The sequence below is a fragment of the Paenibacillus sp. FSL F4-0125 genome (assembly GCF_038008565.1).
In the GTDB taxonomy this organism is placed as follows: domain Bacteria; phylum Bacillota; class Bacilli; order Paenibacillales; family Paenibacillaceae; genus Paenibacillus_AQ.
In genome coordinates this window covers 3,975,779-3,988,507 of record NZ_JBBOZJ010000001.1, presented here as the reverse complement: position 1 = coordinate 3,988,507, position 12,729 = coordinate 3,975,779, and the positions used below count along the sequence as shown (strand labels likewise).

At 43.2% G+C, this 12,729-nt stretch carries 13 protein-coding genes; 9 read left to right on the top strand and 4 right to left on the bottom strand.

Going from position 1 to position 12,729, the window contains the following annotated elements; translation table 11 throughout:
* Positions 1-6 precede the first annotated feature (6 nt).
* Positions 7-840: a 5-dehydro-4-deoxy-D-glucuronate isomerase gene (gene kduI / locus NST74_RS17655; protein ID WP_341113607.1), complete on the bottom strand. Its 834-nt coding sequence runs from the start codon at positions 838-840 to the stop codon at positions 7-9.
* 236 nt (positions 841-1,076) lie between these two features.
* Between kduI and NST74_RS17650 the strand changes: the two genes are divergently transcribed.
* The gene (locus NST74_RS17650; RefSeq protein ID WP_341113606.1) at positions 1,077-2,753 is read left to right on the top strand and encodes a hypothetical protein; all 1,677 of its coding nucleotides are present in this window, start codon (positions 1,077-1,079) and stop codon (positions 2,751-2,753) included.
* A 344-nt stretch (positions 2,754-3,097) separates the two neighbouring features.
* The gene (gene aspA, locus NST74_RS17645; RefSeq protein WP_076119604.1) at positions 3,098-4,522 is read left to right on the top strand and encodes an aspartate ammonia-lyase; all 1,425 of its coding nucleotides are present in this window, start codon (positions 3,098-3,100) and stop codon (positions 4,520-4,522) included.
* A 111-nt stretch (positions 4,523-4,633) separates the two neighbouring features.
* Here aspA and NST74_RS17640 read toward each other — a convergent pair whose 3' ends face one another.
* Entirely contained in the window at positions 4,634-5,173 is a 540-nt protein-coding gene (locus tag NST74_RS17640; protein WP_341113602.1) for a MerR family transcriptional regulator, read from the bottom strand.
* A gap of 212 nt (positions 5,174-5,385) precedes the next feature.
* On the opposite strand from NST74_RS17640, the gene NST74_RS17635 reads away from it, so the two are divergent.
* The 5 genes from NST74_RS17635 to ybaK all read left to right on the top strand — a co-directional run bounded on the left by NST74_RS17635 (position 5,386) and on the right by ybaK (position 8,350).
* Positions 5,386-6,006: a bifunctional transcriptional activator/DNA repair enzyme AdaA gene (locus tag NST74_RS17635; protein WP_341113601.1), complete on the top strand. Its 621-nt coding sequence runs from the start codon at positions 5,386-5,388 to the stop codon at positions 6,004-6,006.
* Positions 5,996-6,529: a methylated-DNA--[protein]-cysteine S-methyltransferase gene (locus tag NST74_RS17630; RefSeq protein WP_341113599.1), complete on the top strand. Its 534-nt coding sequence runs from the start codon at positions 5,996-5,998 to the stop codon at positions 6,527-6,529. Before NST74_RS17635 ends, NST74_RS17630 begins: the two co-directional genes overlap by 11 nt.
* Positions 6,526-7,344 carry an SPL family radical SAM protein gene (locus NST74_RS17625; RefSeq protein ID WP_341113598.1) on the top strand — a complete coding sequence of 273 codons (819 nt, stop codon included), beginning with the start codon at positions 6,526-6,528 and terminating at the stop codon, positions 7,342-7,344. The genes NST74_RS17630 and NST74_RS17625 overlap by 4 nt, the downstream gene beginning before the upstream one ends.
* A 184-nt stretch (positions 7,345-7,528) precedes the next feature.
* Positions 7,529-7,780 carry a YolD-like family protein gene (locus tag NST74_RS17620; RefSeq protein WP_042128738.1) on the top strand — a complete coding sequence of 84 codons (252 nt, stop codon included), beginning with the start codon at positions 7,529-7,531 and terminating at the stop codon, positions 7,778-7,780.
* Positions 7,781-7,876: 96 nt separating this feature from the next.
* Positions 7,877-8,350 carry a Cys-tRNA(Pro) deacylase gene (gene ybaK / locus NST74_RS17615; RefSeq protein WP_339287053.1) on the top strand — a complete coding sequence of 158 codons (474 nt, stop codon included), beginning with the start codon at positions 7,877-7,879 and terminating at the stop codon, positions 8,348-8,350.
* On the opposite strand, the gene NST74_RS17610 is transcribed toward ybaK, so the two are convergent.
* Positions 8,339-9,091, bottom strand: coding sequence for a YdcF family protein (locus tag NST74_RS17610; protein WP_341113595.1), 753 nt, complete (start codon positions 9,089-9,091; stop codon positions 8,339-8,341). The two genes, ybaK and NST74_RS17610, sit on opposite strands and share 12 nt — an antisense overlap.
* 366 nt (positions 9,092-9,457) lie before the next feature.
* Here NST74_RS17610 and NST74_RS30025 point away from each other — a divergent pair, with 366 nt between their 5' ends.
* Positions 9,458-9,787 (top strand): Ig-like domain-containing protein, encoded by a 330-nt coding sequence (locus NST74_RS30025; protein WP_445668201.1) that lies wholly within the window; start codon positions 9,458-9,460, stop codon positions 9,785-9,787.
* Positions 9,788-10,003: 216 nt separating this feature from the next.
* On the opposite strand, the gene NST74_RS17605 is transcribed toward NST74_RS30025, so the two are convergent.
* Positions 10,004-11,053 carry a GntR family transcriptional regulator gene (locus NST74_RS17605; RefSeq protein WP_042128721.1) on the bottom strand — a complete coding sequence of 350 codons (1,050 nt, stop codon included), beginning with the start codon at positions 11,051-11,053 and terminating at the stop codon, positions 10,004-10,006.
* A 263-nt stretch (positions 11,054-11,316) separates the two neighbouring features.
* On the opposite strand from NST74_RS17605, the gene NST74_RS17600 reads away from it, so the two are divergent.
* Entirely contained in the window at positions 11,317-12,654 is a 1,338-nt protein-coding gene (locus NST74_RS17600; protein WP_341113593.1) for an ABC transporter substrate-binding protein, read from the top strand.
* The last annotated feature ends 75 nt before the right edge of the window (positions 12,655-12,729 follow it).

Here is a 12,729-nt window from a genome sequence, read left to right as displayed (position 1 = left end):
TTATCTCTATTGTAGTTCTTTCATGGATACGGGGTCCATATCATCATATCTTTTATTATCACCAGCCATACTCCAGATAAAAGTATAGTTATGAGTGCCGACACCACTATGGATGGACCAGCTTGGAGAAATAACGGCTTGTTCGTTTTGCATTACGATATGGCGAGTTTCATTAGGCTCTCCCATCAAGTGGAACACAACGGAATCGTCTGGTAGATCGAAATAGAAATAAGCTTCCATCCGGCGTGGATGTGTATGTGCTGGCATCGTATTCCACATGCTACCTGGCTTCAGTTGAGTCATACCCATAACTAGCTGAGCACTTTGTACGCCATTTGTATGAATGAATCGGTGAATGGTACGCTCGTTGGAGTTCTCCAAACCGCCCATCGCACCGGATTCGGATTCGGCCAGTGTGGTTTTGGTAGTTGGATAGGACTGGTGAGCAGGTGCAGAATTCAAATAGAATTTGGCGGGCTTGGAAGCGTCTGCACTTTTGAAGATAACATCTTTAGAACCTTGACCGACATACAGACATTCTTTGAAATCTACTTCATATTCTGTACCATCGACAACAACCGTCCCTTTACCGCCAACGTTGATGATCCCCAGCTCACGGCGTTCGAGGAAGTAAGTAACCCCAAGCTCTTTAAGGTCTGTAGTAAGAACTACTTCTTCTTTAACAGGATTAGCACCACCGACGATCATACGATCTTCATGTGTAAGCACAAGCTTCAGCTCATCAGGTGCAAAAATGACAGGAATGTGGAATTCCTTACGGAGGCGCTCAGTATCAAACTGCTTAACTTCATTAGGATGGGATGCGAAACGTCTTTCCATGGAATATTCAATCTCCTTAACAAGCATATTTTTCGTTCGTATAGGTACAATTTACTCCATTTAAGTTCATTTTACAAGTGTAATTTTTATTATTGATGTTCATTTTAGTTTATTATTAGGTTTTTGTAATTGCAAAATGAACAAAAAGTGTGCACAATAGAGCTAAAATGCTTTGTTCTCATTCGTAGGGTTATTGTCATACTATTGAGAATTGAGATATGGGAGGTCGAACTTGAATGCTGGAGTCAAATGGTATTCAGAGTAGTTATAAGGAGCGTCAGCAAGAAATTATTTTTAAAATCGCATTGGAAGCGGAGCGGCGACCTCTCCTGGAGAGTGGACTCTGGTTCCACGATGATGTGCGAAATAACTTTTATTATGGCTCGTATCTTTTTGCAGCAGCAGTAGATGATTCTCTGGTGTTACCTTTCGATCGTGAACTAGCGAAGCAGAAAGCACAGGATGTGCTGCTGGAGACTTTATTGCTTCAGAATCGGCAAGCAGGCACGGAGCTTTACGGGCACTGGCCACTTGGTTTGAATCCGATTCCACGTGAAGCATCTCCGCATGAGTTACCTGTGGAAATTATGGGGAGTCTGATGGCTTACTTTTGCAAAAAATATGGCGGATCACTAAATGCGCAACTCCGTATTGTCCTGAATACAGCATTTGGACACATTTATCGGAGTGATTTCTTCCGTAAGCCGGTAGTAACCTTTGGACATCATGAAGCGAAATATACAGCAGCAAAGCTGATTTTTGGTACTATGTTCGCAGACGAAATATTGCTTGAAGATGGTCGGCAAAGTCTGAAGAGTACGCTAGCGTATATTCGCTCCAAAGGTATGCCTGAATACGGCAGTCTTCCGTGGTTCTGGCATTGGGTGCAAGCGTTTACCTGCGCTTTGGAGCTTGTCCCAACAGAGGATACGGATTTAATAACTACTCTTAAAGAAATGCTTGATCATCTTTGGAATGTCAGAGCAGCATTTTATTTGCGTGGAGCTTGGGTAGGGGCACATTCAAGAGGTTGGCCTCATGACGTACCAGGTGACGCTAATGTGCTGCATGACTATGTTCAGTTCGGGGACTTCAAGCTTCCAGAGGCAATGCCACGCACGGAATATGCTGGACTCCTTTTCTATAAAGCACCCGAAGAGGCTTTAACAGCTGCAATGAATCACCAGACACCAGTGGAAGCTACCAAGCTTACACGTAAAGTAGTTCCTGCAGATCCGAACGTTCAACCGCTGCTTCATTCCTATGCCTATATTACAGAGGAATTCGCCGCAGGCGGGATGTGGGAGCGAGTAGAGGAATTCGATAATGAGCAGCTCCGTTGGGCGTTCTCCCTGCCTGTGAATGGAGAAGGAGGGTCCAACCAGTTATATTTCTTCCACCCAGGTCAAGGCTACAATGAGGGAGATCCTCGCCATCAGAGTCGTTATATGGAGGTCCTCTATCACAAGAATGTTGTTATTTCTTTATTTCCCATCCCTCAAGGTGAAAAGAATACGATCATCGGTGTTCTTCCTCATGGGGAGTGGATGCAAGACCCGAACGCCTTGTTTGGTCAGGTTGGGGATGTCTTTTTCGCAATTTATTTATCACATTCATACCAACTGCAGGAACGGCCGGGATATATTGAGGTAACCGTTCAAGGAAAGCCGGGTGGGGTAATCGTTGAAGCGATAGGTGTTAAGGAGTCTGCGGAGCTTGGAATCATCGGACTAGATGCTTTCGTTATAGCTATGGCCCACAATGAACCGCAGTTCGAGATGGAAGACGGATTGGCGGCTCATTATACGACCAGTAATGGCGATAGATTGCAATTAAGTATCGAGAGTGAGTTAGAGCGACCGCGAGCTGTATTGAATGATGTGAAGATTTCCTTGGAGAACTATACGGTTTAATAATAACTCAACATAGTTGTGAGTAATGTTTGGATGGAGTCGACCTTAAGGTCGGCTTTTTTTAATTTGTAAATATGTGATGAGATTTGATGGCATGAAGTGCAATAGAATTTAATTAATGTACATACTATGCTGTAGCTTCATTTGGAAATTTACTCCTAATAAAAACCACCTTTCCTTTAAGGGCAAGGCTTTCGTAATCTTATTTGAAATTAATTACATTAATCTCTAATTTTATGAGAGACATTTGTCACAATAAAGGTTAATATCTAAGTGAGACATATGAATGAATGCGCTTTCTTAAATCCGATCAAACCTAACTCAAAGAATGCGAGGGATTTACTGTGACAGGAACTGAATTTCGTGTAGAGAATGATTTTCTAGGCAGCAAACAAGTAGATAAGAACGCATACTATGGGATTCAGACATTACGCGCAGTAGAGAATTTTCCAATTACGGGTTATAGAGTGCACAATGAATTAATCAAAGCGATGGGGATCGTAAAGAAAGCCGCTGCGCTTGCAAATATGGAAATCGGCAGGCTCTATCGTGGGCTTGGAGAAGTGGTTGTGAAAGCAGCAGATGAGATCATCGAAGGTCAATGGCACGAACAATTTATTGTAGACCCTATACAGGGTGGTGCAGGTACCTCATTAAATATGAATGCCAATGAAGTCATTGCTAACCGAGCCTTAGAGCTGCTTGGTCATGAAAAAGGAGACTATCGTCATTTAAGTCCCAACTCTCATGTGAACATGGCGCAGTCTACAAATGATGCATTCCCGACGGCTATTCATATTGCGACGCTTTCTCTATTGGAACAACTACTTGTAACTATGCGCAGAATGCATGAGGTGTTTGCAGTTAAAGCCAAGGAATTCGATCCGGTTATAAAAATGGGACGCACGCATCTACAAGATGCAGTGCCGATTCGTCTGGGCCAAGAGTTCGAGGCTTATCGCAGAGTACTTGAGAGAGATATCAAACGTATTGAACATACACGTCATCATTTATATGAAGTGAATATGGGGGCAACGGCTGTAGGAACTGGATTAAATGCTGACCCTCGATATATCGAAGTGGTTGTTGAGCATTTGGCTGAAATAAGTGGATTGCCGCTAGTTACTGCAGATCATCTTGTGGATGCTACGCAAAATACAGATGCATACACCGAAGTATCTGCTGCCCTAAAAGTCTGCATGATGAACATGTCTAAGATTGCTAATGATCTTCGGCTCATGGCCTCCGGCCCGCGAACTGGGTTTAATGAAATTTCACTACCTGCTCGCCAGCCTGGTTCCTCCATTATGCCAGGTAAAGTCAATCCGGTTATGGCAGAGGTCATCAATCAGGTAGCTTTTCAAGTCATAGGGAATGATCATACGATCTGTCTGGCTTCCCAAGCGGGTCAACTGGAACTGAATGTTATGGAGCCAGTTCTAGTATTTAATCTCATTCAGTCCATCAGCATCATGAACAACTCCTTCCAAGTGTTCACAGACTTCTGTCTGGCTGGTATTGAAGCCAATAAAGAGAAGCTGGAGCGGGATGTGGAACGGAGTGTCGGAATCATTACTGCGGTTAACCCACATTTGGGCTACGAAGTGGTTTCTCGTATTGCTCGTGAGGCGATTTTGACAGGAGAATCTGTTCGTGAATTGTGCCTTAAGTATAATGTGTTATCCGAGGAAGAGCTCAATCTGATTCTGGACCCATACGAAATGACACATCCGGGAATCGCAGGCTCAGCTTTATTGCAGAAACAGTAGGGGATTTCCTAACCATTAGTCACTGCCTTTGTCATCCGTATTCTACGTTATTTAATTAGAACCTACTTCAACGATAGTTAGAAGTAGGTTCTTTTGCGTTGCGTTTCAGGCTTATAGGAAAAAGAATGAGCGTAATAGCCCGCGCTTTCTTGGCGGAGAGGGTAATCTTGAAGTGGTAACGGGATAGGATGCTTCATTTGGTGTGAAGGTTTTTCCTTTTGTAACTTGCATGGGTTCAAGGGATGCCGCTAATTGCTTAATCATTACCCGTAGATCCTCAAGCTCTTCACGCTGCTGAAGCAGCTGTATCATGACTACTTCGTCGGCTTTTTGATCGAGTGTACGTTCGATATAATGAATCCGGGACAATATATCTTGCATAGGCTCAGCGTCAGTGGGATGAATTGGGTCTTGCGGTGACGACGACAATTGATGCTCATTCGAGACAGTTAATTGAATACCCTCTAGTGCTTCTCCGTGATTAATGCAATCTTTAATATGATTGAGCAAGCTAATTTGCTGCTCTGAGAATGTATAGTGGCCAAATCGGTCCTTTGGAAAAAAGTCAGGGAACATAGCAGCCCAACGTTTGATCGTTGTTTGGCTAACAGACAACAGCTCTGCGGCATCCTTTGTTTTCAGAATTTCCATTTCGATTCCTCCAGTTCAGGTAGACTTGTTATGAGTAATTCGTTGTTCAATTGCTGCTCCCTGCACGGTTGACAAAGGAAGTGCGGATTCGATAAACAAAGTGTTATTACGAGCATTCTCACCACTTTTGTATTTCACTATCTTGCTTTTACATTCTAGAATGAGTACAGATGACCCTGAAGCAGGGTATACTTGGTTTAGAGGTGAAGCGTATGGATAGGAGTGGAGATGTGGAAAAGATGACCGAGGAGCAATGGCAGGCGATTTTGCAAAATGATGCAGCTTATAACGATAAATTCTTTTATGCTGTGAAGACTACGGGAATCTTTTGCCGACCTTCCTGTAAGTCCAAAGCACCTAATCGAGAGAATACACGTATCTTTCAAAATGCAGAACAAGCGATAGAATCTGGATTTCGTCCCTGTAAAAGATGCAAACCGACGGGTGAGCGGCTGCCGGATAAGGAATGGGTGGCTGTAATGACTGAATATATCGACAAGCATTATCAGGAACCTCTTACTCTTGAAATGCTGGCAGAAGTCTGTCATGGAAGCCCTTATCATCTGCATCGAACCTTCAAGAAAGTAACGGGAATCACTCCTGTGGATTATATACAGCAAAAGAGAATCGATCAGGCATCTGAATATTTGGTTACCACGGATCGGGCTGTAGCTGATATTGGAACACATGTGGGTCTGCCAAATTCGTCGTATTTTATTACCTTATTTAAGAAAAAGACGGGGCACACCCCAACGCAGTATCGACAGCTTAACAAAGTAGAATTAACGAATCATTCTGAATTATTCATGGAGGTACAGAAAAATGGAGAGTAGACCAAATGCAATCATATACTGGACATTGCTAGCTTATAAGGAATGGAGCTTCTATATCGCAGCATCGGAGAAAGGATTAAGTTATGTGGGGTCGCAGCAGAAGCCATTCGAAGAAATGAGTGACTGGATCAGACGAAGATTTCCTGGAAGTGAACTGGTGCAGGACGATGAGAAAATGGTTCCATTTGTACAGGAACTGATCGAATATTTGCAAGGGGAACGGCAGGCATTCAACATTCCTTTTGACTATCGTGGGACTCCATTTCAACTTGCGGTGTGGAAAGCGTTATGTGAAATTCCATATGGACAAACGTGGTCTTATTCGGACATTGCCACATATATCCAAAAACCGGCTGCAGTACGAGCGGTAGGGACGGCGATTGGTGCGAATCCGATATTAATTACGGTGCCCTGTCACCGAGTCATTGGCAAGAATGGGACATTAACCGGATACCGCGGGGGATTAGAGATGAAGACGAGGCTGCTTCATTTGGAGAGCGGGAAGCTTGCTCAAGAACTATGAAGAATGAGATCCAGTACAAAACCCCAAAGACCTTACTTAATAAAGGGACGGGTTATCTGAATGGATACAGTCATTCTTTGAATCCATATACCGGATGTACTTATGGCTGTTCATATTGTTATGTGCGTCAAATGCCCGTTTCACTGTTCCGTAAAGAGGAATGGGGGATGTGGGTAGATGTCAAACAAGAAGCTGCAGCTATCCTACGCAAAGAACTCCAAAAAGCAAAGTCCAAAGGACCGGTCTCCATCTTTATGTCTTCTAGTACAGATCCTTACCAACCGATAGAATACAAGGAGCAAGTAACAAGAGCTTTACTAGAGGTTATGGTTGAGAATCCGCCTGATTTTTTATTCGTACAGACGCGTAGTCCGCTCGTAAGCAGAGATATGGATTTGCTAATACGCTTAGGAGATAAAGTTCGTGTGAGTATGACTGTAGAGACAGATCGTGAAGATATTCGCAAAAAATTCACACCAAGTGCTCCGCCCATTTCTGCGAGATTAAAGACACTGAAATTACTGCGTAATGCGGGCATTCCTGTTCAAGCTACCATCGCTCCGGTATTGCCAAGCAGTCTGTCTTTTCCTGAGATTCTTAGGGAACTCGTGGATAGAGTCTGTATCGACGATTATTTTATGGGAGATGGCAGTGGAGGGAAACGTACACGGAGATTAGGTATTTATTCCCTTTATGAAGAGCTGCAACTGGAAGATTGGTATGATCCAGCGGCATATCGTAGGGTGTACGATGGACTCCGGAATGTTTTTTCTGAAGATGAGCTGTTCTTGAGTCAGAAGGGGTTCGAGCCTTAAACTGAAACATGTTATAATAAACGGGAGCATTCATACTTAGTATTAAAAATATAAGAACGTATAAGATTCACGCAATACTTTATGTCTTATATTTCTCGCATATACGCATGGTGTCCTTATAAGGACATCGAAGGCGTTTATGCTTGTATACTTAATACCCGTAATTGCTTATTGGAGGAGTAGAGTGGCAAAAGCAAAAGTGGCCAAACGGCCCACGAGAGATGAGTTTGTACTTGAGGAGCTAGGCAATCAGTTAGTTGAAGCCAAGCAAGAAGGTTCTGAGATCTTATTGACTGTATGGGGAAAAGAAGAACAGGTGCGCGGAACGATTGTAGAAATGGATTCGCGGACTGGAAAAGTACACGTCAGTAAAAACGAAGGTATCGAAAAAGTTCCGTTTATGGATATTATGCAAATTAATTATCCCAGAGATTAATGGGAACGCAGCAATAAGAGGTCCTGTGAGCCATGTTGGCTTTGGGGCCTCTTTGACCATATAGTATCGAATAGATTAAAGAGAGGTAGATCAGATATGGCAGTAACCAAAACCAACGCGATGCGAATGCTAGATGCGAAGAAAATTGGATATGAAGTGTTTGAGTATGACAATGAGGATGGACTAATTCATGGTACGGCAGTTGCGGAGAAGATTGGAAAGGCGGCAGAGACGGTTTTTAAAACTTTGGTCGCTCATAGCGGAGCCAATCTTTATGTATTTGTTATACCGGTTGCTGAGGAGCTGGATCTCAAAAAGGCGGCCAAGGCCGCCGGAGAGAAAAAGATTGAGATGCTGCCAGTCAAGGATTTGCAGAAGTGGACGGGTTATATCCGTGGTGGATGTTCACCAGTCGGTATGAAAAAGCTATATCCAACGTTCATTGATAGCAGCGCAGAAAGTCAGGAAACGATAGCCGTTAGCGCCGGAAAAATTGGTCAACAAATGGATGTATCACCGCAGCTTCTTGCAGGGGTAACCAATGCAAAATTCACAGATCTAATGAAATAGATGAGCAACAAGAAGACCTAGATACTCCTTCAAGGCTGTGCCTGTAGTGGAGATGGCTCCTGGCGAAGGAGTGAACTTTGAGGGTTGCAACGAAAATTCAGCGCTGGCGATATAATCTGTAGGAAAAGCTTGCGCTGTTAGCCCTGCATTCTTGAAGTGCTGCATTGAGCGGGGCATATGAAACCCTGATGTGACTAGTACAGGACGCTTAAGTCCATTCTCTTGTAGGATTGCGGCGGTATTTTCAGCATTCTGCTCCGTGTTAAGAGATTGATTGTCGGTAAGGATATCCTCTTCGGGGACACCGAGTCCGAGGAGTTGTCTTTTGGCGATATCCGCTTCATTGCCGCTGTCGGAGAAGACTTGTCCACCAGAGAATAGGATGGGTAAACCACTCGCATTATGTAGTCGTACAGCTGTAATTAGCCGATTCGCTGCTGATCCATATAAGTTGCCCTCGCCATCAATATCCGGTGTCCCGGAGCTTGCACCTCCACCAAGCACAACGATGACATCTCCTTGCAATGTATCCGGTTGAGGATATTTTCGTTCTAAACCTCCGATTAACGCATCGCTGACTAAGGAAGTCATTGAGAAATACATAAGCAGTGTAATGCCAAGCAAGACAAGCGCAGGACGACGGTTCTTTTTCCATAACCAAATGACAAGACCGAGCAGAAGTAGGATGAAAAGTCCTGGAGGAAGCACAAAGCTGTATACAAATTTGATGATGTAAATCAACAGTATCAACCGCCTTCGTAAAGTATGAGTTCAGGTTGTATTGTAACATGAGTTGGGGTGTTCGAAGTTGCACAAAAGACCGAAACGGTCTTTTTTTATTTGATGAGAAGCCTAATCAACGCCTTCGAAAGAAGGTAATAACAACCATACAACTGATGAGAATTATGTTATGGTTCATTCACTGAGAGCTTGGAACAGATGTACCGCGGTGAAGATAAATCGGGGTGAACCGTACCACAAGTAGAACGAAAAGACTTTTTTTCGGATTATGGAAAGACGGTCTCGTTTATAGCAGAAGTTCCCTCTGTAAGTCGTTTGTTCCTAGCGGGACTATCACTTTTTATGGCGGAAAAGTAGAGTTAGGGACTGTATGCTAGGGGACTAGCGGTCTATGAGGCGTCAGATCTTACGGTTGGTAATCACACTATTACTGCAAGCTACAGCGGCGATAATCACTATAAAGATTCTACAAATAGTCGGCTACAAAACGTGAATAAAATATGGTCTCAAATCAGTATGAATATCTTACAATCTACTATGGTGGGGGCTCGGTCGATGTACAAGTCGGTACACTCGGCATGTCATCCCTACTCAATCTTACTCCATCCAGCGCCTAGAAAATTATTTGCTCATATAAACATTTTCATATTCATTTCCTCATTGAGTTCCTGGAGACATTTGAATATTCCTTCATGATCGTCATGCTCTGAGATTCCTTGACACTCACTCCCCGACCCGAAGATCGGTTTCATCCGTATGAATCAGCGGTTTTCGTAACAAAGTGGAGCGAATCTCCCATTTTGGCCGCTAGCACCTTTATGATATATTGTTATACTCTATGCGCTGGAACGCAAAAGAAGACAACTTCTACTGAAGGTGCTCCTAGAGTGTCGATAAAGTCCAATGAAATAGTTAGGGGAAGATGAGCTGCACGGGAATGACGGCGTTCTTAGGTGAATAAATATTCTCTATCTGTTCAAGTAACAGCTTTACGGCTGTTCGTGCCATTTCCTGTTCATCCTGCTGTACATAAGCTACGAATGAAAGATGTGGATTATCGAAAGATAGCAAATCGATATTTGAGTGATTGTTCAGACGGCTGATAGCAGCCGATGTAAGGCGTGCGGTTTCTTCGGTTAAGGAGAAAGCCGCCGAAATTCCACTATGCCCCTGCAAGAAGTCGCTTACATAGTCCAATGCTTGCTTACCGCGTAGAATGTCGAGAGGGATGTGACACCACAAGCTCTTGTCGATTGATATACCTCGATCTGTGTAAGCCTTCTCGAAGCCGAGCGTGCGATCCTCGATGGCTGTATTGGCATTCTCAGGTGAGATGAGCGCAATCTGATGATGACCCTTGGATAGCAAATGAGAGACAGCCTTATACGCACCGCCGTAATTGTCTGATGTAATCGTGTATGTCTCAATGTTGCGCAGGTAGCGGTCGATGAACACACATGGGAATTTATCGAGCGACAGACGCAGTAGTGATTCGTTGTACTTCTCATCTTCTGTTGGAAAAACGATCAGTCCCTTCACACCGAGCCCCGTTAGTGTACGAATGGCGTTCGATTCGATAGAGGAGGACTCTCGCGTGATGCTTAGTACCATGCTGAGGCCAGCTTCAGACAGGAATTGTTCCGTGTAGTCGACGAGCTTCTGAATGACACGGGTTACCATCGTCGGAATAATGAAGCCGATGAGCGGCAAGGACGACGCGCTGTGTGGAGATAATGGAGAATCAATGCTAGAAGAGACGAATGTGCCTTTGCCTTGTACGCGTATAATTAATCCTTCATCAGCTAGCTGGGTTAAGGCATTTTTGACGGTTATTTTACTTACTTTGAATTCGTCCATTAATTCTTGTTCAGAAGGGACGCGGTCCGTTGGCCGGAGCTGCCCAGATTTAATTTTCTGTACAATATCTTCTTGAATTTGCTTGTAGAGCACCAACTTTTTCAAATAAGTACATCTCCCTTAAAATTTAATGATTTTTATAATCAATTGGTTATATAAAATATATTACGTATATATTATAATGCAATTTATAAAGCGCTTACAATACAGAATTAGGAAATTTTTCACGAAGGGGTCTTTTCATTGAAAGGTTAGAATCATGTTAAGAAGGTTGGTAACGAGACGTATTGAAACCGCTTAAATTAACAGAAGTGACCAGTCACCCAGCATCTCAAATGAGTAACAAAAAAAGAGAGGATGACGAACAAATGAAAAAACGCATTACATTAATCTCCATCGTTACAATCCTTATGATGTCACTAGTTTTGTCGGCATGTAGTAAGTCTTCCAGTTCATCAACGGAAACACAGCAGTTAGGCGCTGATGCCGGTGAGAATGCAACAGAAATGTCATTTTGGACATTCGTAGATTTGCATGGCAAGCATTTGGATAAAATGCTGGGGTTATGGAACCAACAGAATCCAGACAAACAGATTAAGTTGAATGTAACGGTTATGCCTTACGATGATATGCACAACAAGCTCTTATTGGCAGTTACAAGCGGAAAAGGTGCTCCTGATATTGCGGATATCGAGCTTGGTCAATTCCCTAAATTCTTGGAAGGGGACAACGTTCCACTGGAATCTTTGAATGATGTATTTGCACCATACAAAGACGTTGTCGTTCCTTCACGTGTCGATATTTACAGCAAAGCTGACCAGGTTTATGGCTTTGATTATCACGTAGGTGCTACGCTTGCTTTCTACAACACGGAAATTCTCGAACAAGCAGGTGTTGACTACAAGACAATCAAAACTTGGGAAGATTACAAACAAGCAGGTATCAAGGTTTATGAAAAGACTGGTAAGTACTTAGGTACTGCTGATACATCCGCTACTTGGCAAGCCTCGCTGTTACTTGCTCAGCAAAACTCTGATTTTACAGATGAAAATGGCAATCCAAAAGTTAACTCACCTGAGATGATTAAAGCTTTTGAAATGTTAGTCGACCTGCAGAAGAATAATGTTATTCATACGATCCCAGGCGGACAACCCGACACAGAAGAAGCAAAAGGCGAATACAACAAAGGCAACTACGCAAGCGCATTGATGCCTGAGTGGTACATGTCCCGCTTTGTAAACGAAATGAAGGACCTTAAAGGTAAGTATGCAATTGCTCCATTGCCTGTATTCGAAGAAGGTAATCCTCGTTCCGTTGGCTTAGGCGGTACTGGCACAGTTGTTACTAAGACTGGTAAAGACGTTCAGTTGGCAAAAGAGTTTGTAGCTTTTGCTAAGCTTTCGAAAGAAGCTACTACTGAAATCTGGAATACACTTGGATTTGACCCAATCAATATGGAAGTATGGAAAGATGAGGCTGTAACGAAAAACCCAGATAACGAATACGTCCAGTATTTTAAAACAAATGCATTTGATACTTTGAATGAAATCAAAGACGAAATTAGAGCTATCAAATCCGTAAAAGCTTCACCGACGATCGGCAATGTGCTCAATACGGTTACTCTGAATGCGATCTTTGAAGATGGCCAAGACGTGAAGGAAGCTCTCGATGAAGCACAGGCAGCAATTGAACAAGAATTGAAATAAAAATAATAAGTAAATGGTTATGATTAAGCCTGTCGGCAAGAATGGTGCTCGGCAGGTTTAGTCATAGTCAAGGGA

What these genes read in the sequence shown, in the direction of transcription:
- kduI (WP_341113607.1), bottom strand. Translation starts at nt 840, where the DNA reads ATGGAAAGACGTTTCGCATCCCATCCTAATGAAGTTAAGCAGTTTGAT.
- NST74_RS17650 (WP_341113606.1), top strand. Translation starts at nt 1,077, where the DNA reads ATGCTGGAGTCAAATGGTATTCAGAGTAGTTATAAGGAGCGTCAGCAA.
- NST74_RS17640 (WP_341113602.1), bottom strand. Translation starts at nt 5,173, where the DNA reads ATGGAAATTCTGAAAACAAAGGATGCCGCAGAGCTGTTGTCTGTTAGC.
- NST74_RS17635 (WP_341113601.1), top strand. Translation starts at nt 5,386, where the DNA reads ATGGATAGGAGTGGAGATGTGGAAAAGATGACCGAGGAGCAATGGCAG.
- NST74_RS17630 (WP_341113599.1), top strand. Translation starts at nt 5,996, where the DNA reads ATGGAGAGTAGACCAAATGCAATCATATACTGGACATTGCTAGCTTAT.
- NST74_RS17625 (WP_341113598.1), top strand. Translation starts at nt 6,526, where the DNA reads ATGAAGAATGAGATCCAGTACAAAACCCCAAAGACCTTACTTAATAAA.
- ybaK (WP_339287053.1), top strand. Translation starts at nt 7,877, where the DNA reads ATGGCAGTAACCAAAACCAACGCGATGCGAATGCTAGATGCGAAGAAA.
- NST74_RS17600 (WP_341113593.1), top strand. Translation starts at nt 11,317, where the DNA reads ATGAAAAAACGCATTACATTAATCTCCATCGTTACAATCCTTATGATG.